24 protein-coding genes and 3 tRNA genes are annotated in these 22,654 nt (G+C 68.7%); 14 read left to right on the top strand and 13 right to left on the bottom strand.

The features are described from left to right. Positions 1-180 precede the first annotated feature (180 nt). The 5 genes from AB0I59_RS17085 (at position 181) to AB0I59_RS17065 (ending at position 3,729) form a co-directional block, all read left to right on the top strand. A complete protein-coding gene (locus AB0I59_RS17085; protein WP_358133714.1) occupies positions 181-912 on the top strand; it encodes a TetR/AcrR family transcriptional regulator in 732 nt (243 codons plus the stop codon). A 44-nt stretch (positions 913-956) separates the two neighbouring features. Next, a complete protein-coding gene (locus AB0I59_RS17080) occupies positions 957-1,157 on the top strand; it encodes a hypothetical protein (protein WP_358133711.1) in 201 nt (66 codons plus the stop codon). 372 nt (positions 1,158-1,529) lie between these two features. Beyond that, positions 1,530-2,111, top strand: coding sequence for a dihydrofolate reductase family protein (locus tag AB0I59_RS17075; protein ID WP_061255044.1), 582 nt, complete (start codon positions 1,530-1,532; stop codon positions 2,109-2,111). Positions 2,112-2,128: 17 nt separating this feature from the next. After that, positions 2,129-2,506, top strand: a complete 378-nt coding sequence (locus AB0I59_RS17070) for a YciI family protein (RefSeq protein WP_358133708.1) — start codon at positions 2,129-2,131, stop codon at positions 2,504-2,506. Then, positions 2,488-3,729, top strand: coding sequence for an RNA polymerase sigma factor (locus AB0I59_RS17065; protein ID WP_358133705.1), 1,242 nt, complete (start codon positions 2,488-2,490; stop codon positions 3,727-3,729). The genes AB0I59_RS17070 and AB0I59_RS17065 overlap by 19 nt, the downstream gene beginning before the upstream one ends. 167 nt (positions 3,730-3,896) lie before the next feature. On the opposite strand, the gene AB0I59_RS17060 is transcribed toward AB0I59_RS17065, so the two are convergent. Genes AB0I59_RS17060 through leuC form a run of 4 tightly spaced genes read right to left on the bottom strand, consistent with a single transcriptional unit; the run spans position 3,897 to position 6,481 of the window. Continuing rightward, positions 3,897-4,193, bottom strand: a complete 297-nt coding sequence (locus AB0I59_RS17060; protein ID WP_061255047.1) for an HU family DNA-binding protein — start codon at positions 4,191-4,193, stop codon at positions 3,897-3,899. Positions 4,194-4,242: 49 nt separating this feature from the next. After that, the gene (locus AB0I59_RS42230; RefSeq protein WP_494410550.1) at positions 4,243-4,503 is read right to left on the bottom strand and encodes an SCO5555 family protein; all 261 of its coding nucleotides are present in this window, start codon (positions 4,501-4,503) and stop codon (positions 4,243-4,245) included. Continuing rightward, positions 4,482-5,069, bottom strand: a complete 588-nt coding sequence (gene leuD / locus AB0I59_RS17055) for a 3-isopropylmalate dehydratase small subunit (protein WP_358133702.1) — start codon at positions 5,067-5,069, stop codon at positions 4,482-4,484. Before leuD ends, AB0I59_RS42230 begins: the two co-directional genes overlap by 22 nt. 23 nt (positions 5,070-5,092) lie before the next feature. Beyond that, on the bottom strand, positions 5,093-6,481 hold the full coding sequence (gene leuC / locus AB0I59_RS17050) for a 3-isopropylmalate dehydratase large subunit (RefSeq protein ID WP_061255049.1): 1,389 nt from the start codon (positions 6,479-6,481) through the stop codon (positions 5,093-5,095). Between the two features lie 137 nt (positions 6,482-6,618). Between leuC and AB0I59_RS17045 the strand changes: the two genes are divergently transcribed. After that, a complete protein-coding gene (locus tag AB0I59_RS17045; RefSeq protein WP_061255050.1) occupies positions 6,619-7,335 on the top strand; it encodes an IclR family transcriptional regulator in 717 nt (238 codons plus the stop codon). Positions 7,336-7,371: 36 nt separating this feature from the next. Then, complete coding sequence (locus AB0I59_RS17040; protein WP_061255051.1) at positions 7,372-9,072, top strand: hypothetical protein; 1,701 nt, start codon at positions 7,372-7,374, stop codon at positions 9,070-9,072. Positions 9,073-9,195: 123 nt separating this feature from the next. Here the strand turns inward: AB0I59_RS17040 and AB0I59_RS17035 are convergent, their stop codons facing one another. The 4 genes from AB0I59_RS17035 to AB0I59_RS17020 form a co-directional block, all read right to left on the bottom strand. Continuing rightward, entirely contained in the window at positions 9,196-9,696 is a 501-nt protein-coding gene (locus AB0I59_RS17035; RefSeq protein WP_228641498.1) for a PaaI family thioesterase, read from the bottom strand. A gap of 430 nt (positions 9,697-10,126) precedes the next feature. After that, positions 10,127-10,199, bottom strand: a tRNA-Glu gene (locus AB0I59_RS17030). 12 nt (positions 10,200-10,211) lie between these two features. Further along, positions 10,212-10,287: transfer RNA gene (locus AB0I59_RS17025), tRNA-Glu, on the bottom strand. Between the two features lie 64 nt (positions 10,288-10,351). Beyond that, a tRNA-Gln gene (locus tag AB0I59_RS17020) sits at positions 10,352-10,423 on the bottom strand. Positions 10,424-10,591: 168 nt separating this feature from the next. Between AB0I59_RS17020 and AB0I59_RS17015 the strand changes: the two genes are divergently transcribed. Continuing rightward, positions 10,592-12,574, top strand: coding sequence for a M3 family metallopeptidase (locus AB0I59_RS17015; RefSeq protein ID WP_061255052.1), 1,983 nt, complete (start codon positions 10,592-10,594; stop codon positions 12,572-12,574). 126 nt (positions 12,575-12,700) lie between these two features. On the opposite strand, the gene AB0I59_RS17010 is transcribed toward AB0I59_RS17015, so the two are convergent. Next, entirely contained in the window at positions 12,701-13,231 is a 531-nt protein-coding gene (locus tag AB0I59_RS17010) for a PadR family transcriptional regulator (RefSeq protein WP_358133696.1), read from the bottom strand. An 86-nt stretch (positions 13,232-13,317) separates the two neighbouring features. Here AB0I59_RS17010 and AB0I59_RS17005 point away from each other — a divergent pair, with 86 nt between their 5' ends. Then, positions 13,318-13,629 carry an MATE family efflux transporter gene (locus tag AB0I59_RS17005; RefSeq protein ID WP_358133693.1) on the top strand — a complete coding sequence of 104 codons (312 nt, stop codon included), beginning with the start codon at positions 13,318-13,320 and terminating at the stop codon, positions 13,627-13,629. Next, entirely contained in the window at positions 13,527-14,648 is a 1,122-nt protein-coding gene (locus AB0I59_RS17000) for an MATE family efflux transporter (RefSeq protein WP_358133690.1), read from the top strand. The genes AB0I59_RS17005 and AB0I59_RS17000 overlap by 103 nt, the downstream gene beginning before the upstream one ends. Here AB0I59_RS17000 and gltX read toward each other — a convergent pair. Further along, complete coding sequence (gltX, locus tag AB0I59_RS16995; protein ID WP_082776776.1) at positions 14,545-15,915, bottom strand: glutamate--tRNA ligase; 1,371 nt, start codon at positions 15,913-15,915, stop codon at positions 14,545-14,547. The genes AB0I59_RS17000 and gltX overlap by 104 nt on opposite strands. Beyond that, positions 15,908-16,678 carry a fumarylacetoacetate hydrolase family protein gene (locus AB0I59_RS16990; RefSeq protein WP_061255241.1) on the bottom strand — a complete coding sequence of 257 codons (771 nt, stop codon included), beginning with the start codon at positions 16,676-16,678 and terminating at the stop codon, positions 15,908-15,910. The genes gltX and AB0I59_RS16990 overlap by 8 nt, the downstream gene beginning before the upstream one ends. Before the next feature lie 189 nt (positions 16,679-16,867). Here AB0I59_RS16990 and AB0I59_RS16985 point away from each other — a divergent pair, with 189 nt between their 5' ends. Then, positions 16,868-17,245: an antibiotic biosynthesis monooxygenase family protein gene (locus AB0I59_RS16985; protein WP_061255055.1), complete on the top strand. Its 378-nt coding sequence runs from the start codon at positions 16,868-16,870 to the stop codon at positions 17,243-17,245. A 19-nt stretch (positions 17,246-17,264) separates the two neighbouring features. Here the strand turns inward: AB0I59_RS16985 and AB0I59_RS16980 are convergent, their stop codons facing one another. Then, entirely contained in the window at positions 17,265-17,609 is a 345-nt protein-coding gene (locus AB0I59_RS16980) for a VOC family protein (protein ID WP_061255056.1), read from the bottom strand. 347 nt (positions 17,610-17,956) lie between these two features. On the opposite strand from AB0I59_RS16980, the gene AB0I59_RS16975 reads away from it, so the two are divergent. Beyond that, positions 17,957-19,627: a heparinase II/III domain-containing protein gene (locus tag AB0I59_RS16975; RefSeq protein ID WP_358133687.1), complete on the top strand. Its 1,671-nt coding sequence runs from the start codon at positions 17,957-17,959 to the stop codon at positions 19,625-19,627. A gap of 74 nt (positions 19,628-19,701) precedes the next feature. Here the strand turns inward: AB0I59_RS16975 and cimA are convergent, their stop codons facing one another. Then, positions 19,702-21,276: a citramalate synthase gene (cimA, locus tag AB0I59_RS16970; protein ID WP_061255057.1), complete on the bottom strand. Its 1,575-nt coding sequence runs from the start codon at positions 21,274-21,276 to the stop codon at positions 19,702-19,704. Between the two features lie 329 nt (positions 21,277-21,605). On the opposite strand from cimA, the gene AB0I59_RS16965 reads away from it, so the two are divergent. After that, complete coding sequence (locus tag AB0I59_RS16965; protein ID WP_435830995.1) at positions 21,606-22,259, top strand: O-methyltransferase; 654 nt, start codon at positions 21,606-21,608, stop codon at positions 22,257-22,259. A 1-nt stretch (position 22,260) separates the two neighbouring features. Beyond that, entirely contained in the window at positions 22,261-22,623 is a 363-nt protein-coding gene (locus AB0I59_RS16960; RefSeq protein ID WP_358133681.1) for a Uma2 family endonuclease, read from the top strand. Positions 22,624-22,654 lie beyond the last annotated feature (31 nt).

Genomic DNA, 22,654 nt, shown 5'->3' with positions numbered 1-22,654 from the left:
GGGGTTTGAGAACAGTGTTCATCTGAGTGGATCACTGTTCTATCATTGAATGGTGTTCATTAGGAACGTGCGATGTTCTCAAGATATATCGCCTTTGCCTGATGTACAAGATATATCTCGTTGGCGATCGTCGTTCGTTCCGCTGAGCGGCGTTCAATAGCATGTGCGCGGGAGGCCCCGATGACTCAGCCGGACATGCCGACGCCGCCGTGGGAGCGAACGCGGAGGCGAGCCGCTCCATCTCGCGTCCCCCTCACGCGGGGGCGCATCGTCGACGCGGCCTTCGTCGTGCTCGACCGCGAGGGGTTCGACCGGCTGAGCATGCGCCGGGTCGCCGCCGAGCTCGGCGTCGCGGTCTCGGCCCTCTACGCGCACGTGGACAACAAGGACGAACTGTTCGAGCTCATGTACGAGCGGCTCTTCGACGGCTTCGACCTGCCGGAACCCGATCCCGAACGCTGGCAGGAGCAGGTCAAGGGCTTCGCGCGCGAGAGCCGCGCCCGTCTGCTGGCGCACCGCGACATGGCCCGGATCTCCATGGGGCAGATGCCGTTCGGTCCCGAACTGCTGCCGTACGTGGAGAAGATGCTCGCGCTGCTGCGCGTGGGCGGGCTGCCCGACCACGTCGCGGCGATCGCCGGCGACCTGCTCTCGACGTACGTCGACGGCTTCGTCGCCGAGGAGGGCGCCTGGAAGGAGCGATCTCAGGGCGAGGGCGTCAGGTCGTGGGACGAGATGCGCGATGAGATCAAGGAATACTTCGCGTCGCTCCCGCCCGACCGGTTCCCCAACATAGTCGCCATCGCCGACCTCATGGTGGACGAGTCCAACGACTACCGCTTCGAGCTCGGCCTCGACATCATCGTGCGCGGCCTCGCGTCGTACGTCGAGCCGCGTCCCGGCGAGAGCTGACTCAGTGCCACCACCGCCCGGAGGCGGCCGAGTACGCTGATCAGGTGCAGGCCACGGTGAAGACCTTCGACGACGCGACCCGCTCCGGGTCGGTGTTCCTGGACGACGGCGCGGAGCTCGCCTTCGACGCCGACGCCTTCGACGCGGGCCCGCTGCGGCTGCTGCGCACCGGCCAGCGGGTGAACATCGTGGTCGACAGCGGCCGCATCACCTACGTGACCCTCTCCACGTTCCCACTGCCGTAGAGCGGCGCTTGTCGCCTCGCCCCGCTCATGGCCTCGCTCCGCTCGGCGAGGCGCCCTTGAGACGCTCGTGCCCTTCTCGCGCGGGGTCGCTCGTCCTGACTTGGCTCACGCTTCGAGATCATGACTGCGTGCGGGGCGCCGACCTGGGGATGCGCTGCCGGGAACGGCGAAATGTGCGCACCGAACAGGTGGCCCGTGTAGGCCGTCTCCGTGTACGTGCGTGTCCGGACGGCCCGGCATAGCCGCCTGCGCGGTCGGGTTCCACGGATGTCCACGGATGGACCGGCAGGTGTCTGTCCGCCCCTCCCGATCTCGTCATCACCATGCCAGGCACGACCGCGACCTGGACGATCATGAGATGAGGAGGACGAGGTGGGCACGATCAGCGTCTTCGAGAGCGTCTGTGTGGACGGCGTCATGCAGGGGCCCGGCCGGGCGGACGAGGACACCAGGGGCGGATTCCTTCACGGCGGTTGGGGCATCGGGTACACCGACGAGGTGATCGGGAAGTTCGTCGGGTCGGGGATGGGCAGAGCCACAGCAATGCTCTTCGGGCGTCGGACGTACGACGACCTATTGGGTCACTGGACAACGGTGACCGGCCCCAACCCGTTCACCGAGGTGCTGGTGAACTCGCGCAAGTACGTCGCCTCACGCGAGGCGGGCAACGAACTCGCCTACCCCGACTCCACGCTGCTGGTGGGGGAAGCGGCCGACACCGTCGCACGGCTGAAGGACGAGGTCGACGGCGTGATCAGGGTGATCGGCAGCGGTGAGCTGGTGCGCTCACTCCATGCGGCGGGCCTGATCGAGGAGTACGTCCTGCTGATCCACCCGATCGTGCTCGGTTCGGGCACGCGGCTGTTTGGCGAGGGAGAACGCACCGACCTGACGCTCCAGGAGGCGATCATCGCCACGACCGGTGTGGTGATCGCACGCTATCGGGTCAAGTGACGAGGAAGGATCGGGACATGCGGTACATGCTGTTGTTCCATTACGGCGAGGCGAGCGAGGAGTCGATCGCGGCCGAGGCGATGGCCGCAGGGCTGCGAGCCATGGCCAGTTACGCCGCGACGCTGGAGCAGGCCGGGATTCTGGTGAGCGGCCAGGTGTTGCAGCCGTCGGCCAGCTCGACCACACTCACACTGGTCGACGGGGAGCCGCGCATCCAGGACGGGCCGTTCGCCGACACCAAGGAGCAGCTCGGGGGCGTGATCGTCATCGACGTGCCGGATCTGGACGCCGCCCTGGAGTGGGCCCGGCAGGCGCCGCCGCTGGCGTGGGGCACCGTCGAGGTCCGGCCCGGTGCCGTGCACATCGAGGCCGGGACATGGGTTCCATCATCGTGACCGGCGAGACGGCCGCGCACGTCGCCGAGCGCACCGCACGTGCGTCCCACGGTCGGCTGGTCGCCCTGCTGGCCGCTCCGACCGGCGACCTCGAACTCGCCGAAGACACCCTGGCGCAGGCCTTCGAGCAGGCTCTGACCACGTGGCCGCGCGACGGCGTACCGGACAACCCCGAGGCCTGGCTGTTCACGGTCGCACGCAACCGTCAGCGGGATCTGTGGAAGTCCGCCGCCCACCGCCGCAACCAGCCGCTGGAGGCGGCCACCGACATCGCTGCCGACGCCGTCTCGCCGCTGAGCCATCTCGATCCGGACCAGATCCCCGACCCCCGGCTGGCCCTGCTGTTCGTCTGCGCGCACCCGGCCATCGCCGCGGGCGTCCGTACCCCGCTGATGCTCCAGGCCGTGCTCGGGTTCGACTCCACCCAGATCGCGCGTGCCTTCGCCCTACCCGCCGGGGCGATGTCGCAACGCCTGGTGCGGGCCAAGCGCCGGATCCGGGACGCCAAGATCCCCTTCGTCGTTCCCGGGCGGCAGGCCATGCCCCAGCGGCTGCCACCGGTGCTCGAAGCGGTGTACGGATGCTACGCGCTGACCTTTCCGGAGCGGGGCGACGAAGCGTCACTCGCGGGCGAGGCCCGGTACCTGGCCGTCACCACCGCGACGCTGCTCGGCGACGAGCCCGAGGCGTGGGCGCTCGCGGCGCTGCTCACCCTTGCCTCGGCACGCGCCACGACTCCCGGCGATCGCTATCTACCGCTGCAGGACCAGGCCCCGGACGATTGGGACCACCGCCTCATCGCCGAGGGCGAAGCCTATCTCCGGCGCGCCGAACGGCCCGGCCAGGCGCCTGGGCGCTTCCAGCTCGAGGCGGCGATCCAGGCGGTCCACTGCGATCGGGCCCGCAGCGGTGCCACCGACTGGAACGCACTGCGCACCCTCTACACGGCTCTGGTCGCGATCGCGCCGAGTCTGGGCAGCCGGGTCGCCCACGCCGCCGTCGTCGGCCGAACCCAGTCACCGCAGACGGGGCTGTCGCTGCTGGAGGCATTGCCCGTCGAGCGGGAGCGGTTCCAGCCCTATCACGCGGCACGCGGCGATCTACTCGCCCAGCTCGACCGACACCAGGACGCGGTCGCGGCCTACGCCCAAGCGGCCACGCTCAGTGCGGATCCCGCTCTCCGGGCCTTTCTCGAGCGGCGGACCAAGGAAGTATCGCGATGACCGACATTTCCTGCCGATCACGAACCCGGCAGGCGGGTCTGGACTCGACCGGCCTTGAGGCGGCTCGTGCCCCTTTGCGCTTGATTGCCGCGCCTCCGGCACGGCGGGCCCGGAAAAGCAGGACGGCGCCCGGATGATCCGGACGCCGTCCTCGGCCGAGACCGCCGCTACTTCTTGGAAGACTTCTTGCCGCCGGCGTTGACGAGCTCCTTGAAGTCGTTTCCGGGGCGGAACTTGGGCCCCCAGCTCTCCTCAACCTTGATCGGCGCGCCGGTCGAAGGGTTCCGAGCCGTGCGGGCAGGCTTGTGGACCATCTCAAAGGCGCCGAACCCGGTGATAGAGACCTTGTCCCCACTCGCGACGGCATGCTGGATGGCGTCGAGAATCGCATTGACCGCCTCGGTGGCCGTCTTCTTGTCACCGACGCGGTCCGTGATCGCGTCGACGAGTTCCTTCTTGTTCATTGGTTCCTCCCCCTTACGCGCTTGAAATTAGGGGACGCGTGCATGGGACTCAATCACCAGGCGCTGTGTTTCGCCCACTCCGTGTGTCGGATGTGCCGTCCAGATAGGCGATGAAGGCATCAAGCCGGGCGGTTGCATGCTCTATGTCCTGCTTTGCCACGTTACAGATAGCAAGCAGCCTGTGCGTAAGGCGGGTCCGCTCTTCGAGAGACACGTCCAGCGCTCTGACGCGGCGGTGCGCATCGCGCAACCCCCGCGCCAGGCGATCGTCTTCTAGCTGAAACTCGTTCAGACAGTGGTCGGCAGCCATGGCTGCCGTCCATTCTCGTACACCGCGATGTCGTCGGCGTGACGCAGGGTCAGCCCGATGTCGTCCAGGCCCTCCATCAGCCGCCAGCGCGTGTAGTCGTCGATCTCGAACGACCAGGCGTCGGATCCCAGCCTGACCTCGCGCTCGGCCAGGTCGACCGTGATCTCGACGGCCGGGTCCGCCTCGGCCGCCGCCTGCAGCCCCTCGACGACGTCGGCGGGGAGGACGACCGGGAGCAGGCCCATCTTCGTGGAGTTGTTGCGGAAAATGTCGCCGAAACGGGCCGCGATCACGGCGCGGAAGCCGTACTGCTGCAGGGCCCATACGGCGTGCTCGCGCGAGGAGCCGGTGCCGAAGTCAGGACCCGACAGCAGGATCGAGGCGCCCTCGTAGGCCGGGTTGTTCAGGATGAAGGACGGGTCCTCACGCCATGCGGAGAACAACCCGTTCTCGAAGCCGGTACGGCTGACCTGCTTGAGCCAGACGGCCGGGATGATCTGGTCGGTGTCGACGTTGCTGCGGCGCAGGGGGACGGCCCTGCCGGTGTGCGTGGTGAAGGCATCCATCGGTGTTCTTCCTTGAACAGGGCCTAGGCCAGGTCTGCGGGAGCGGTCAGCTTGCCGGTGACGGCGGTCGCGGCGGCGACCTGCGGGGACACCAGGTGGGTGCGGCCCCCCTTGCCCTGACGGCCCTCGAAGTTGCGGTTGGAGGTGGAGGCGCTGCGCTCGCCCGGCTTCAGCGTGTCGGGGTTCATGCCGAGGCACATGGAACAGCCGGCCTCGCGCCACTCGGCCCCGGCGTCCTTGAACACCTGGTCCAGGCCCTCCTCCTCGGCGGCCTTCTTGACCAGCATCGAGCCGGGCACGATCAGCGTGCGGGTGACGACCTTGCGGCCGCGCAGGATGCCGGCGGCGGCGCGCAGGTCCTCCAGCCGGCCGTTGGTGCAGGACCCGACGAAGACGGTGTCCACCTGGATCTCGTTCAGCGGGGTTCCGGCGCTCAGGCCCATGTACTCCAGGGCGCGCTCGGCGGCCGACCGCTCGATCGGGTCGGTGAACTGCTCCGGCGCGGGTACGGCGGAGCCCAGCGGAGCGCCCTGGCCCGGGTTCGTGCCCCAGGTGACGAACGGCGTCAGCGTCGCGGCGTCGATCTCCACGACCCGGTCGAACTCGGCGTCGTCGTCGGTGCGCAGGCTCTTCCAGTACTCGACGGCCTCGTCCCAGGCGGCGCCGGACGGCGCGTGGGGACGGCCCTTGAGGTAGGCGAACGTGGTCTCGTCCGGCGCGATCATGCCGGCGCGGGCGCCCGCCTCGATCGACATGTTGCACACGGTCATCCGGCCCTCCATGGAGAGGTTGCGGATGGCCTCGCCGCGGTACTCCACGATGTACCCCTGGCCGCCGCCGGTGCCGATCTTGGCGATGATGGCGAGGATCAGGTCCTTGGCGGTGACCCCGACCGGCAGGTCGCCCTTGACCTCGATGGCCATGGTCTTGGGCCGGTAGGCGGGCAGCGTCTGGGTGGCCAGCACGTGCTCCACCTCGGAGGTGCCGATGCCGAACGCGATGCCGCCGAAGGCGCCGTGCGTGGACGTGTGCGAGTCACCGCAGACGATCGTCATGCCGGGCTGCGTCAGGCCGAACTGCGGGCCGATGATGTGCACCACGCCCTGACCGGCGTCGCCCATGGGGTGCAGCCGGACACCGAACTCGGCGGCGTTCTTGCGCAGCGTCTCGACCTGGGTGCGCGACACCGGGTCGGAGATGGGGCCAAGTACGGTCGGGACGTTGTGGTCCTCGGTCGCGATGGTGAGGTCGGGCCGCCGGACCGGCCGGCCGGCGAGACGCAGGCCGTCGAACGCCTGCGGGCTGGTCACCTCGTGGACGAGGTGGAGATCGATGTACAGCAGGTCCGGCTCGCCGTCGGCGCGACGCACGACGTGCTGCTCCCAGACTTTCTCGGCCAGTGTGCGACCCATGGTTGTGACGCCTCCTTGCGTTTCGACCTCCCGACGTCTCTCATCATGAGACGGAAATATCGGGATATGGACAACTCTAGCTGGTAATCCGGACCATTGTGTTTGCGTCTCGGATCGCGAGACGGCAGTATCGGGGTATGGACAACTCTAGCGGAGTCGGAGTGCTCGACAAGGCCGTTCTCGTACTCAACGCCCTGGAAGCGGGGCCTGCTTCCCTGGCCCAGCTCGTCCAGGCGACCGGCCTCGCCCGGCCGACGGCCCACCGGTTGGCCGTCGCCCTTGAGCACCACCGCATCGTCTCCCGCGACACCCAGGGTCGCTTCGTTCTGGGCCCCCGGCTGTCGGAGTTGTCCACGGCCGCCGGCGAGGACCGGCTGCTCGCCGTCGCCGGCCCGGTCCTGACCCACCTCCGTGATCTCACCGGGGAGAGCGCGCAGCTCTACCGGCGCCAGGGTGACGAGCGGGTCTGCGTCGCGGCCGCGGAGCGCGCGAGCGGCCTGCGCGACACCGTTCCCGTCGGCTCCGCGCTGCCCATGATCGCCGGATCGGCCGCGCAGATCCTGCTCGCCTGGGAGGAGCCCGACCGGCTCCACCGCGGCCTGCGCGGCGCGAAGTTCACCGCCGCCACGCTCGCGAGCGTACGCAGGAGGGGATGGGCGCACAGCGTCGGCGAACGTGAGCAGGGAGTGGCGAGCGTCTCCGCGCCCATCCGGGGCGCGGGCGGCAAGGTAATCGCGGCGGTGTCCGTCTCCGGGCCGATCGAGCGGCTCACCCGCACGCCGGGCCGCATGCACGCCGCCCCCGTCGTGGCCGCCGCCGAACGGATCACCGAGGCGATGCGGCGCGCTAACTGATTAGAGAGCATGCCCGGTTAGCCCTAGGCTGGCGGGGTGACAGACCGCATTGAGGCAGCCGCCGCTGAACTGCGTCCACTGCTCCAGGAGTTCATCCTCTGGGCTCCCGCCAACGCTCCCGGCAGCGATCCCGACCTGGTGGGCCCGGCCGTTCTGTGGCATCGCCTGGATGCCCGCGACGACGCGGGGTTGTGGAAGGCGGGCGACCTGCGCACCATCCTGCTGGAACGCATCCCGCAGGTCGTCGAGGATCCCGACGAGGCCGCCGACGGCATGGTCCCCGCCCTGCGGTCCTACCTGACGTTCCTGTCCGAGACGGGTCGGCTGGTGAAGGGCTCCGCCTCGCTCGACGCCCTCCTCGCCGAGCTCGACGAGATCGAGGACGACTTCGTCGAGACGATGGAGGACGCCATCGCCGAGCGCGACTGGGACGAGGAGGAGGACGAGTTCGAGGACGACGAGGACGAGAGCCTCGGCGACTTCGAGCCCTTCGCCGACGAGATCGCCGACCTCCCCACGATCCGGTTGCGTCCGGACTCCGAGCTCGCGGCGGCGGCTCGCGCGGTCCCGCTCATCACGCAGGCCCGCGATCTCGCGGGGTGGGTGGGCTCCGGCCGCAAGGTCGGCGAGGAGACCCTTCTCACCGAGGAGGAGGTCAAGGAGGCGGTGCGTACCGTCGGCCTGAGCGACGCGCAGGCCCTCTGGAACCTCTGGAACCTCGCCATCGACCTGGAGTTCATCGCCCCGGACGGGGACGACACGGTCAGCGTCGACGCCGACACCGCCGCCTGGCCGTTCGAGGACGACGAGGACGTCCTCGACGCCTGGATGCTCGGTCTCCACTCGGTCGACTACGGCGACCCCGAGCTGGACGACGACGATCTGACGCTGGCGCTGTCCGGGCTGACCCGGGCGCTCCTGGTCCGGGTCCTGATCAACGGCGGCTCGCGCTCGATCACCGAGCTGCGCGAGGAGCTGGCCGAGGCGGCGACCGAGTACGACGACCTCGGCCCTGACGCGTGGGCCGCCGCCGGCGACCCGCTCGCGCCTGTGATCGCGTGGTTGACCGGCTACGGCATGGTCGCCGTGGAAGGCGACGAGGTGCGCCTCACGCCCCTCGGCACCGAAGGCGTGGTCCACCTCGTGGACGACGCGGACATCGACATCGACGCCCGGCCCGCCATCGACGCGATGACCGCGATCGACCTGCTGTCGCTGAGCGCCGACCTGCCCGAGGAGGAGGCGGACGCCGAGTTCGCCGCGTGGCTCGGCCTGCGCGACCCCGCCCGGGCGGCCACCGAACTGCTCGCCGCCGCCGCGGAGGACGAGGCCGACGCCCTGGTCCGGGTCCAGGCGGCCAGCCTGGTCGGGGCCCTCGGCGAGGTGGCCGTACCCGCCTGGACCGAGGCGCTCGAGGAGCCCTCCCTCCGGCCCTACGCGGCGACGCACCTGACCCAGCTCGACGTCGAGGACGCACCGGAGCCCACTCAGGCGGACACGCACTGGCTCATTCTCGACATGTGGACGATCTCGGCCGGGCTCGGCCGGGCGGAGTTCGTCAGCAGCCTGCACGACATCGGCCCCGCCCAGCAGATCATCGGCCTGCTCGACGTGATCTGGAAGGTTCCTCACCCGCACCTGGAGGAGCTGCTCGAGGCGGTCGGTGACGCCCATCCGGACAAGCAGGTGGGTAAGGCGGCCAAACGGGCGCTCTTCAAGGCCCGATCGCGCCGCTGAGCACGTCCGGCGGACGCGGCACGCTCGTCACCGGAACTCACAGGGGACACGCCCGACCGGGCGTGTCCCCTGTTTCGTTGTTTCGTTGTTCCGTGCGGAAGTGCGCGCTCCCGTCGCCTGGAGCTACCGGCGCATCGAGAAGACGGCGCAGGTCGTGGTGCCGTGCGCGTACAGCTTGTCGTCGTCCGCCCCGACGAGGCGCGCCTCGGCCGTCGCGACCGTCCTGCCCACGTGTACGGCTTTGGCCTCGCATCGCAGGGCGCCGGTGTGCGCGAAGGCCGGACGCACCATGTGCACGTTCAACTGGGTCGTGGTGTATCCCACACCGGCGGGCAACATGGTCATGACCGCACACCCGAGCGCCGAGTCGAGCAGGGTCGCGAAATAGCCCCCGTGCACGGAACCCATCGGGTTGTACTGATGCTCGCCCGTCTCCCCTTCGAAGATCGCGACTCCCGGCTCGACCTTCAGCATCGTGAAGCCCAAGGTGCCGGCGATCGGCGGAGCGGCGATCACACCGTTGAGCATGGCCTGGAGGAATTCGAGCCCGCTCAGCTCCGCGACCTCCCCCGGCAGAGTGGCGGGAGCCCAGCTGTGCGTGCGCGAGCGCAGTGTCGACATCATGAGTATGATTTTGGAACTCAGATGGCGTCCGGCGCAAGTCGCGGACGCCGGTCGAACCCGAGCACGCTCGCCACCGACTCGGCGAAGCTCCGCCCGGGCCCGGCAGCCCCTTCCCGAGGGGTGGAAGCCGTCGGGGCCGGCGCGAGCGTCGGCGGTCGCGCGAGCCGGAGCGACCGTTCCGCTCATGACGTCACCGCTCCGCTCATGACGTCACCGCTCCGCCACCCACCGGCCCTCTCCGGCCGCGGTCGGCGGATCGGACGTCCGACTCGGCCGGGCGACACGAAGATCCACATGCCCGCACTAGATAGTGACGCTCTCCAATCGCTGGATAGTGGCACTCCCCCATCAATGCCCGTACGGCGATCCGCGTGAGGGATTCATCACATGAAAAAACCCCCGGAACCGAAGTTCCGAGGGTGAGAAAAAGTAGTCCCGAGCGGATTCGAACCGCCGTTACCGCCTTGAGAGGGCGGCGTCCTAGGCCACTAGACGACGGGACCTCGCAGTGTGTGTGGTAGTCCCGAGCGGATTCGAACCGCCGCTACCGCCTTGAGAGGGCGGCGTCCTGGGCCACTAGACGACGGGACCGTACACACTGTGATCGGAGCCGGGGGGAACCCGAATCCGTAGCATCTCCCCGAGAGGGATGCAGCTGGGGTACCAGGACTCGAACCTAGACTAACTGAACCAGAATCAGTCGTGCTGCCAATTACACCATACCCCATCGTCTCGCTCGCCCCTTGGGGCTCGCTCGCGACTCCGAAAGAATAGCCCAGCTTGGAGCCCACTACCAAAACGATTGCGGCGTGGCTCCTCAACAAAGGTCAGGCGCCTCCTTGTGCGAGTCTGAGAAGAGCCATCAGCACACAGCAGCAGTGAGGAGCAGCCCCCGATGACCCAGGCGGCGGCCAACCCGTTTCTGAGCCCCAGTTCCCTGCCGTACCGACTGCCTCCGTTCCACGAGATCACGGAGGAGCACTACGCGCCGGCGTTCGAGCAGGGGATGGCCGAGCATCTCGCCGAGATCGCGGTGATCGCGGACAATCCCGAGCCGCCGACCTTCGAGAACACCATCGAGGCTCTGGAGCGTTCCGGCGGGCTGCTCGACCGGGTGTCGACGGTCTTCTTCAACCAGGCCTCCTCCGACACCACACCGGGCGTCCAGGAGATCCAGAAGGACGTCACGCCCAAGCTGTCCAAGCACAGCGACGCGATCCACCTGAACGCCCGGCTGTTCGCCCGCATCCGGGCCGTCCAGGCCGCGGACGAGGCCGAGCAGTGGCTCCTCGACCGCTATCTCACCGACTTCACGCGGGCGGGAGCCGTACTCGGTGAAGAGGACCAGGCACGGCTCAGGGAGCTCAACGAGGAGCTGTCCACGCTGGCGACCACGTTCCAGCAGAACCTGCTCGCCGACACCAACGCGCGGGCGATCACCGTCGACGACGTCGCCGAACTCGACGGCCTGTCGCCGGACGCCGTCCAGGGCCTCCACGAGACGGCCAAGGAGCGTGGCCTGGACGCGGGATACCTCATCACCCTCGTCCTGCCCACCGGCCAGCCCGCGCTCGCCGAGCTCACCCACCGGGCGCTGCGCGAGCGGATCCACAAGGCGTCCACCGGACGCGGAGCCGACAACGCCGAACTGATCACCCGCATCGCGCGGCTGCGCGAGGAGCGGGCCAGGCTGCTCGGGTACGCGAACCACGCCGAGTACGTCCTGGCGGACCAGACGGCCGGGACCACCCAGGCGGTCGCCGAGATGCTCGACCGGCTCGTCCCGCCCGCCGTGGCCAACGCCCGCAAGGAGCAGAGCGACCTCGAGGAGATCGCCGGACACGCGATCCAGCCGTGGGACTGGTCCTTCTACGCCGAGAAGGTATGCAAGGCGCGGTACGACATCGACAGCGCCCAGATGCGCCCCTATTTCGAACTGAACAGCGTCCTGTCGCGCGGCGTGTTCTACGCGGCGCAGCGGTTGTACGGGATCACCTTCCGCGAGCGGGAGGACCTGCAGGGATATCACCCCGATGTCCGCGTCTTCGAGGTGTTCAACGAGGACGGTTCGCCCCTGGGCCTGTTCCTCGGCGACTTCTTCGCCCGTGCTTCCAAGCGCGGCGGAGCGTGGATGAACCACCTGGTCAAGCAGTCGGCCCTCGAAGGCACCCGGCCCGTCGTGGTGAACAACCTCAACATCGTCAAGGGTGAGCCGACCCTGCTGACCTTCGACGAGGTCAACACGATGTTCCACGAGTTCGGGCACGCCCTGCACGGCCTGTTCTCCGACGTCCGCTTCCCCCGGTTCTCCGGTACGGCGGTGCCGAGGGACTTCGTCGAGTACCCCTCGCAGGTCAATGAGATGTGGGCGACCGACCCGGAGATCCTCGCCAACTACGCCAAGCACTACGAGACCGGCGAGCCCATGCCGCGGGAGCTCGTGGACCGGATGCTGGAGTCGCAGAAGTTCAACCAGGGCTTCGCGACGGTCGAGTACCTGGCCGCGACCCTGCTGGACTGGGCCTGGCACACCGCCTACACCGGCGGCGACGCCGAGGCGTTCGAGGCCGAGGCCCTGCGGAACGCGGGCGTGGACCTGCCCGCGGTGCCGCCGCGCTACCGCAGCACCTACTTCGCGCACATCTGGTCGAGCGGCTACAGCGCGGGTTACTACTCCTACATCTGGAGCGAGGTCCTCGACGCGGACACGGTCGAGTGGTTCAAGGAGAACGGCGGCCTGCGCAGGGAGAACGGCGACCGGTTCCGGCAGCGGCTGCTGTCCAAGGGTGGGAGCGTGGACGCGCTGACGGCGTTCCGCGACTTCCGGGGGCGCGATCCGCGGATCGAGCCGCTCCTCACCCGGCGCGGTCTCCTCTGACACCGTCCTGATCACGCGGGGGCTCGCGGACCTGCCACGCCGCGAGCATCCGTCTGCAGGCCTGCCCGCCGATGAGTGCGGACAGGCCGGCAGACGGACCCGCGGGCCACGCGAGGGCCGGTCTGCTCAGGAAAGTTCCGCGATGGTGTCCTTGAGCCAGGTCTTCTCCGCCGCTCCGATCTCGCGGGCCATGACCAGCATGCCGCGACGGAAGCGGTCGGCGACTTCCTCGGCCCTGACCGGCTTTCCCGAGCGGTAGAAGAAGCTCGCGGGCGCCTCCAGGAAGTCCAGCCGCCGCAGCAGCACCCTGACCTGCTCCTCCCGGGGGAGCGCCGACAAGAACGTCAGCAGCGTGAAAAAGCGCGACTGGTCACTGATCTCCAGATCGGACGGCTCGCGTAGGCGACGGAACAGCTCCTCCCGGCCCTTCTCCGTGAGTGAGAGCACCTGCCGCCGGGCCGCGCCCGCCCCCTCCTCCTCACGCCGGTCGACCATGCCCGCCTTCTCCAGCCGGGTGATCGCCGGATAGAGCGCGCCGTCGCTGACGGGACGGACGTGCCCACTCAGCCCGGCGATCCGCTGTTTGAGCTCGTAGCCGTGCATCGGCTCCTCGTTGAGAAAGCCGAGGATCGTCAGCGCCAGCTCCCCGCTTGCCATGGCTGCATCGTATCGCTATACCTCTAATCGATATAGCTCGACACGAGGTATGGGATACACTCATCCGGCTGGCTCTGCCCGTCTATGTGGAGCTGCTGACCGCCGTTGTGGCCGTCGGCCTGATCGACACGTTGTGGGTCTCGGGTCTGGGCGGTCCGGCGGTCGCCGCCGTCACGATCGCCACCAGCACCGAGCACCTGGCCCTGGGCGTGATCCTGGCCCTGACGACGGGCACGACCGTACTGGTCGGCAGGCGAGAGGGCGTGTCACCTCTCACGCCGATGATCCGTACCGCGTGGATCCTGTGGGGGCGCTGTTCAGCATCGTGGTGGCCGTGCCCGGCGTACTGCTCCGCGAACGGCTGGCCCGGCTCTTCACCGGGGACTCCGCGACCGTAACCCTGACCTCGGACTTCTTCCTGGTGTCGCTCTCCGCGATCCCGGTCTTCTTCGCCCAGACCCTGGTGGACGGGATCTTCAAAGGGTTGGGCGACACGGCGACGCCGATGCGGACCGCGTTGCTCTGCAACGCGTTGGTGATCGGGCTCGATCCCCTGCTCATCTACGGCTTCGGCCTGGGTGTGCGCGGAGCCGCGCTGGCTACCGTCCTGGCCAGGCTGGCCGCGCTGGCCGTGGCGGCCACCCTGCTCGTACGGCGGCTGCCGCGCGAACGGCCGGCGCACGCGGGCCGCATGGTGAACCGAGCCGACGGCGTGGAGCTCCTGCGCACGGGCCTGCCGATGTCCGGTGACTTCCTGGCGCGCAGTCTGACCGGCATGGTGCTGACCGGCATGGTGGGCGGTCACGGCGTCGCCGCGCTGGCCGGGTACGGCATCGGCCTGAAGATCATGCTGGCCGGGACGATGGCCTTCTACGCCCTGCGCCAGGCGGCGATGATCCGTACCGCGCGGGGAGGCGGCACCACCGCGGGAGCGTCACTGCGGCTCGGCGTGGCGGCCGGTGTGGCCACCGCGCTCGTGCTCAACGCGGCTGCCGTGCCTGTGGCCGGTCTCTTCACCGGCGATCCCGCGGTGGCTGGGGCGGCCGTGTGGTTCCTGCGGTGCATGACGCTCTACCTGGTGCCGTTCGGCGGGCTCATCGCCGTGGGCGGGACACTCCAGGCGAGCGGAAGGGGCAGCGGACTGCTCGTCGCCACGCTGGCGGGTTTCGCGGTCCAGCTGCCCCTCGCCTCGCTGCTGAGTTCCTCCTCGCTGGGCGTCACCGGCGTGTGGCTGGCGATGGCCGCCGGGGCGACCCTCTCACTGGCCCTCACGATGACGCTGACGGCATGGCCGGCCAAATGGCCGACCGGGTTCAGGAGAGCTTCGCGAGAGCCGCACGCAGCCTTTCGAGGGACCGTTCGCGGCCGAGGACCTCGATCGACTCGAACAGCGGGAGGCCGACCGTGCGACCGGTGATCGCGACCCGGACCGGCGCCTGGGCCTTGCCCAGCTTGAGCCCGTGCGCGGCCCCGACCTCCTCAAGTGCGGTCTTGAGCGACTCGGGGTCCCAGCTGACGTCCTGCAGACGCTCGGCGTACCCGGCGAGGATCTCGGCCGCGCCCGGCTTCATCGCCTTGTCCCACGACGCCTGGTCGTGAACCGGGACGTCCAGGAAGAGGAAGTCCACATTCGCCGTGATCTCGGACAGCACCGCCACGCGGGTCTGCGCGAGCCCGGCGAGCCTGGCGAACGTGCCCCGGTCCCAGCTCGGGTCGAGCCAGGGCTCGCACCGCTCGATGAAGACGTCGAGGGGCAGCGCCCGGATGTACTCGCCGTTGAAGGCGCGCAGCTTCTTCTCGTCGAAGAACGCCGGGGACGGGTTGACGTCCTCAAGCCGGAACAGCGGCATCATCTCCGACCAGGGCATGATCTCCCGGTCGTCGCCGGGCCCCCAGCCGAGCAGCATGAGGTAGTTGACCATCGCCTCGGCGAGATAGCCCTCGTCCCGGTAGGACTCCAGGGCCACCTTGTCGCGCCGCTTGGAGAGCTTCTGCCGCTTCTCGTTGACGATGACCGGGACGTGCGCCCAGATCGGCGGGGTGACCCCCAACGCCTCCCACAGCAACTGCTGCTTGGGGGTGTTCGACAGGTGCTCCTCCGCGCGTACGACGTGGGAGATCCGCATCTCGACGTCGTCGATCACGTTGGCGAGGATGAACAGCGGCGACCCGTCGCCGCGCACGATGACGAAGTCCTCCATGGCGGCGTTCGGGAACTCGACCCGCCCGCGGACCAGGTCGTCCACCACGGTCACGCCCTCGTCGGGGGTGCGGAACCTGACCGCGCCCTCCGTCAGACCGCGGTCCCGGCAGAAGCCGTCGTAGCCCTGGTGCTCGGAGCCCGTCCTGGCCTTCACGTCGTCACGCGTACAGGTGCAGTGGTAGGCCTTGCCGTCCTTGAGCAGCGTCGCCGCCGCCTCGCGGTGCTGGGCCTCGTAGGCGGACTGGAAGTAGGGGCCCTCGAAGAACGGCGAGTCGCCGTGGATGCCGATCCAGGCGAGCGCCGAGATGATGCCCTCGGTCCACTCCGGCCGGTTGCGCGCGGCGTCGGTGTCCTCGATGCGGAGCACGAAGGTGCCCCCGGACTGCTCGGCGAGCGCCCAGTTGTAGAGCGCGGAACGGGCGCCGCCGACATGGAACATGCCGGTCGGCGAGGGCGCGAAGCGGACACGCAGGTCAGTCACGAGAGATCACCCGGTTGGTGAGAGTTCCGATTCCTTCGATGCCGACGCTGACCTCGTCACCGACGGACATGGGCCCGACACCGGCGGGTGTGCCGGTCAGGATGATGTCGCCGGGCAGCAGCGTCATGACCGAGCTCACATACGCGATGAGCGTCGGGATGTCATGCAGCAGGAGCGACGTGCGCGCGCTCTGCTTGAGCTCGCCGTTCACGCTGGTCGTGAGGGCGAGGTCGTCCGGGTCCAGGTCGGTCTCGATCCACGGGCCCAGCGGGCAGAACGTGTCGAAGCCCTTGGCCCTGGTCCACTGGCCGTCCTGCTTCTGCAGGTCGCGGGCGGTGACGTCGTTGGCGCACGTGTAGCCGAAGATCACCTCACGCGCGCGCTCGACCGGCACGTCCCGGCAGAGCCGTCCGATGACCACGGCCAGCTCGCCCTCGTAGTCGACCTGCTGCGACAGCTTGCCGGGGTAGGCGATGGCCTCCCCGGGACCGATCACCGAGGTGCTCGGCTTGAGGAAGATGAGCGGCTCCCCGGGGGCCTCGCCGCCCATCTCGCGTGCGTGGTCGGCGTAGTTCTTACCGATCGCCACGACCTTGCTGGGCAGCATCGGCGCGACGATCCTGACCTCCGCGAGCGGATATCTCTCGCCGGTGAGCTCGACCCCGCCGAAGGGATGACCGTCGATCCTGGCGACGACCTGTTCGCCCTCTTCCACCACACCGAACGCGACACCGTCGCCTTTGGAGAACCTCGCGATACGCACGGTCACAAGGCTAGTGCCCTGACCGGCAAGGTCGGCCCGGCGGGAGCGGTGGCGGGGACGGGGCGCGTCCGCCCCTCTCCGTGCCCGCCGTACAACCGCGGCGGGCGAACCGCCGTGGCGCGTCCGGGGGGCGACCTGGGCGACTCGTAGTGTGGCCATGTCGGAATTCACTCACCAGAGGAGCCCGCAGTGTCGGTCGTGAAGATCAACGTATTGACGGTGAGCGCGGAGATGCGCGATGAGTTGGAGAAGCGCTTCGCCAACCGCGCCGGGATGGTGGAGACGGCCGACGGATTCGAATGGTTCGAACTGCTGCGGCCGGTCGAGGGCACGGACCGCTACATGGTCTACACCCGGTGGCGTAGCGAGGAGGACTTCCAGCGCTGGCAGGAGAGCCGCGCCTTCCAGGCGGGCCATGCCCAGGCGGCCGCGGAGGCCGGCCAGCAGGGCCACGGACACGGGCAGGCCCCGCAGCAGGGCCACGGCCACGGTCAGGGACCGGCCGCCTCCGGCGCCGAGCTGTGGTCCTTCGAAGTCGTGCAGAGCGCCACCCCGAAGCACAGCTGACCTGGTTGTTCGCCGTACGTCAGATGGCGGTCGGGTGACGGGGCTCGTAGAGGCCGATCTCGGCTCCGCCCGGGAGGCGGAAGCCGGTGACCAGGCCGTAGCCCTCGTCCCCGACCTCCCGGGTGAACGTCACCCCCTTCGCGGTCAACTCGCCGACCGTTTCCGCAATCCGGTCGCACATGAGGTAGAGGTCGAACATCGGCCGCTCGTTGGTGGGGTGCACCCCCAGCTCGGCGGGTGGCAACCGGAAGATGAGCCAGCCGCTGCCCGCGTCGACGTTCGCGAGGCCGAGCACATCACGGAGGAAGGCCCGGTCGGCGTCCGGATCACGGCTGTACATGAGCCAGTGCGCGCCTTTGATCATCGATGCCTCCTTTCCGCGAGTCCTTCCCGGGAGAAGGTCAAGCATCCAGCGGATTTGCTGCAATTCGTCCCGCTATGCCGTTCTTGACCGTTGTCGACGGTTTCCGCTGCCGCGCTGAGCGGCGTGCGCCCCGCCCGTTCCTCGAACAGGCGCGGAACTCCGGGCCGAACCCCTGAGCCGGGGACACCGGTCGAGAACGCGCGCCCCGAACGCCGCGATCGTCCGGCCTCCCGCGATCGGGAGAGGGACGTCAAATCCTGCTAACGATGTCACCTGCGGCTTGACCGAATCATTACTATTCGGCCAGCATGATCAATCCCCCTCACCTGTGGTCGGAAGGAACTGGCGTGCGCCCCCGCACTCACGCTCTTGGCCTCATCGCCGCGCTGGCCCTCGCCAGTGGTGGGCCGGCCGTACCCGCAGAGGCCGCTCAGGCGCCCACACGCACGCCGGAATGCCAGGGAGACTGGCTCCCGGCGACACCGACCTCCGACGACGTCATGAACGGTGAACTGTCGTTCCTCGACCGTCCTGCCGTCAAGGTGGGGACCAAGGTCAACTGGTCGCTCGACCCGTACAAGAGCCGGTCCTGGCAGATGGTCTTCCAGTCGTTGCGCTGGATGGGACGCCTGGTGGCCGACTACGAGGCCACCGGCAAGCAGGCGTATCTCAACCGCGCGATCGAGATCGCCAAGGACTGGGTCGAGAAGAACCCCTACGGCGGGCGGACCACCAACAAGTACGCCTGGATGGACCACCCGACCGCGCTGCGCGCCCCGGCGCTGGTCTGCCTGAGCAGGTACGTCCCCGACGCCTGGCTCAAGGACAGCCTGGCCGTGCACGCGAAGGTGCTGGCCGACCCGCGCTTCTACAAGATCGGGCACAACCACGGGCTCGACCAGGACATCGGCCTGCTGCGGATCGGCTGCCGCTACAACCAGAAGGGCTGGAAGGACCTCGCCCTGAGCCGCATGGTGAAGTCGATGAAGCTCGACATCGACTCCGAGGGCTCACTCAGGGAGCAGGCCCCGCGGTACGCCATCTACGTGCACGACCGGCTCAGGGTCGCGACGGACACCATCAAGGACTGCGACCTCAAGGTGCCCGACGACCTCGCCAGGCGATGGGACGGCCTGCCCAAGCACATCACCGCGGCCACGCAGCCCAACGGCTACATGGTGCCGCTCGGGGACGGGCCGCCGAACATCCAGCCGGCGGGGTTCACCCACTCCTCCGAGACGGTGCAGGTCTTCAAGGCCGGTTACGTCTTCGGCCGTACGGCGTGGGGCGACCCGCAGTCGGCGTACTACTCGATCAGGTTCGGGCCGGGGATGAAGTACCACGGCCACGAGGACCACTTGGGCGTGACCTACTACGCGCAGGGCCGCAACCTGCTCACCGAGGCGGGGTTCCACTCCTACGAGAACACCCCGTACCGGCGCTGGACGATGACGCCGGAGGCGCACAATGTCCCGGTGGTCGTGGGGAAGAGGTTCCGCGGCCGCACGCCGTCGTCGCTCGTCCGCCGCTCCGTGGGCAAGGACCGGCAGTCGTTCACCCTCACCGACAAGGCGTACGGCGTGAGCCGTACCAGAGCGGTGCTCGTGAACCATGACCAGGACGTCATGGCGGTGCTCGACACGGCCGGCGGCAAGGTCCGCAACCTGTGGCACATCGACCCGTCCTTGAAGGTCGTCTCGAACGCCGGGGGCAGCGTCGTCGTCGGCGAAGGCTCGTGGCGGGCGACGCTGGTGCAGCTCTCCATGCCCTCGTGCAAGCCGATCGGCGGCCAGAAGGTGGTCCGCGGCCAGACCAACCCCTACCAGGGGTGGATCTCCCCGGCCTACATGCAGAAGGCTCCCGCTCCGGTGGTGGTCTCCCCCGCGGCCTCGTCACTGCTGACGATCATCGTGCCCGGTACGGCCAAGCCCGACGTCACTTGCTCAGGCCGTACCGTGATCGTCCACACCTCCGACGGCCCGGCCACCTTCAAGATCTCCGGCTCCGACCTCGTCTGACCCCGCCGTCTCGCAACGACGGGGTCAGCGAAGGGATCCACGGCGCCCAACCCCGCCCGCGAGGGGCGCGGCGGTCAGGCGCTGTATCCGGCGCGGAGGAGGCCGTACGTGACGGCCTGCTCCAGGGCCTGCCAGGACGCCTCGACGATGTTCTCGGCGACGCCGACGGTGGACCAGTCGGCGGTGGCGTCGCTGGAGGTGATGAGCACCCGGGTGATGGCGTCGGTGCCGTGGGTGCCCTCCAGGATGCGGACCTTGAAGTCGATGAGCTCGACGCCGGCCAGCTCGGGGTAGAGCTTCTCCAGTGCGAGCCGTACCGCCTTGTCGAGGGCGTTGACGGGACCGTTGCCCTCGCCGGTGGCGACGATGCGCTCGCCCTTGGCGTGCAGCTTGACCGTGGCCTCGCTCGCGACCTCGCCGGACGGGCGCCGCTCGACGATGACCCGCCAGGACTCGACGGAGAAGTGGCGCCTGCGCTCACCCGCGACGGTGTCACGCAGAAGCAGCTCGAAGGACGCGTCGGCGGCCTCGAACGTGTGACCGCGGGACTCCAGTTCCTTGACGCGCTCGACGAGCTGGCGGGACTGGTCCGAGGACAGGTCGTACCCGAGCTCCTTGCCCTTGAGCTCGACGGACGCCCGGCCGGCCATGTCGGAGACGAGCATGCGCATGTCGTTGCCGACCTGGGCCGGGTCGATGTGCTGGTAGAGGTTCGGGTCGATCTTGATGGCCGAGGCGTGCAGCCCCGCCTTGTGCGCGAACGCGGACGTGCCGACGTACGGCTGGTGCGAGTTCGGCGTGACGTTGGTGACCTCGGTGATCGCGTGCGCGATGCGGGTCATCTCCCGGAGAGACTGCGCGGGTACGAGGTCGAACCCCTTCTTGAGCTGGAGGTTCGCCACGACCGTGAACAGGTTGGCGTTGCCGGAGCGCTCGCCGTACCCGTTGGCGCAGCCCTGCACGTGGGTGGCGCCGGCCTTGACTGCGGCGAGGGTGTTGGCGACGGCGCAGCCGGTGTCGTCGTGGCAGTGGATGCCGACCCGTGCTCCGGTGGACGCGGCGGCGTGAACCACGTCGGCCAGCTCGTCGGGGAGCATGCCGCCGTTGGTGTCGCACAGCGCGATGACCGACGCCCCGGCTTCGGCAGCGGTCCGGAGGACTTCCAGGGCGTAGGCCGGGTTGGACGCGTAGCCGTCGAAGAAGTGCTCGGCGTCGAGGAAGACGCGCTGGCCCTCCGCACGCAGGTGAGAGACCGTGTCGCGGATCATCGCGAGGTTCTCCTGGAGAGTCGTGCGGAGAGCCAGCTCCACGTGCCTGTCGTGACTCTTGGCGACAAGGGTCACGACGGGCGCGCCGGATTCGCGCAGTGCGGCCACCAGCGGGTCGTCGGCGGCCTTCACTCCGGCTCGGCGGGTCGCGCCGAACGCGGCGAGTTGCGCGTGCTTCAGGTCGAGCTCTGTTTGAGCCCGCCGGAAGAATTCGGTGTCCTTGGGGTTGGCGCCCGGCCAGCCGCCCTCGATGAAGCCGACGCCGAGGCCGTCCAGCTGACGGGCGATGGCCAGCTTGTCGGCGACCGTGAGGTTCAGGCCTTCCTGCTGGGCTCCGTCACGCAGCGTGGTGTCGTACACGTGGAAGCGGTCATCGGCCATTTCTTGCTATCTCCTTCGCGGGGTGTTCCTCGCCGCGCGCGGTCTTCGGCTCTATCGCTGTGCCGGAAAACACAAAAGACCCCTCACGGACGTGAGAGGTCTGCGCGCTGGCGTTGTCCTGATGTCAGCCAGCGCGCCTGCCGATAATGAGCAGACCGTAGAACATGGTGTCTTGAGTCTGCCACACGCCGTGACATGCCCGGTACATCGGTCTCACGATACGAGACGCCAATCTTGTGCCGCGACCCGTAGTCCTGGCTGAACTGGGAAAACAGCCCCGCTGACGAATGCTCGGGCGTCGCGGCGAGTCCAGAATTAAGGTGATGACCATGAAAGCCGCGAACTTCATCGACGCATCCGTCGCCGCGTACACCATCACGCACACCACCCGACCTGACGACGTACTGCTCGGCCTCGCCGAGGAGACGGCGAGGGCGACAGGCGGTGACGCCATCATGCAGATCTCCCCGGAACAGGGGACCCTGCTCACGATGCTCGTCCAGATCAGCGGCGCCCGCCGGGCCATGGAGGTCGGCACGTTCACGGGTTACTCGTCGATCTGCATCGCCCGGGGGCTGCCGGAGGACGGCGAGCTGATCGCCTGCGATCTGAGCGACGAGTGGACCTCGGTCGCCCGCCGCTACTGGGAGAAGGCAGGCGTCTCGGACAGGATCGAGCTGCGTCTCGGTCCGGCGGCCGAGACGCTCCGGGCGATGCCCAGGAAGGAGTTCGTCGACTTCGCGTTCATCGACGCGGACAAGGTGGGATACCCCGTCTACTACGAGGAGATCATGGCACGACTCGTCCCCGGCGGGCTGATCTGCGTGGACAACACGCTCCAGAGTGGCGCGATCATCGATCTCGACGCCGGTGGCTCCGTACCGGCGATGCGCCGGTTCAACGACCTCGTCGCGAGTGACGAGCGGGTGACCACCATTCTCCTCCCGGTCGCCGACGGCCTCACCCTCATCCGCAAGCGCTGACTTGCGGGAACTCCAGATACACGGACACCTTTGCGATTACACCATCCCGGACCTGACGATCGTGCCGAAGAAGCGGCACATGCGGGGCGATAACGAGGTCTACGGGCACAGCACGCTGCTCATCGTGGAAGTGGTGTCCAGGAGCAGCGTCCAGGACGACCATGTCATCAAGCCGCGGACCTGTGCTTCGGCGGGGGTGCCGCTCCATCTGGTGATCGACACCTTCAAGGGCGTCGCCAGGCTGATGAGCGAGCCGGGCGACAAGGGGTACCAGCACCAGCTCGAGGTGACGCTGGGCAAGCCGCTGCCGCTGCCGGAGCCGTGGGACATGGCCGTCGACACCGCCAAGCTGATCGAGGCGTGAGCCGTACGGACCGCTGTCGCGCGTGGGAGCG

The organism is Microtetraspora glauca (genome assembly GCF_040656155.1).
Lineage (GTDB): Bacteria > Actinomycetota > Actinomycetes > Streptosporangiales > Streptosporangiaceae > Microtetraspora > Microtetraspora glauca.
The sequence above is the reverse complement of the archived record's forward strand: the minus strand, read 5'-3'. Positions and strand labels throughout refer to the sequence as shown.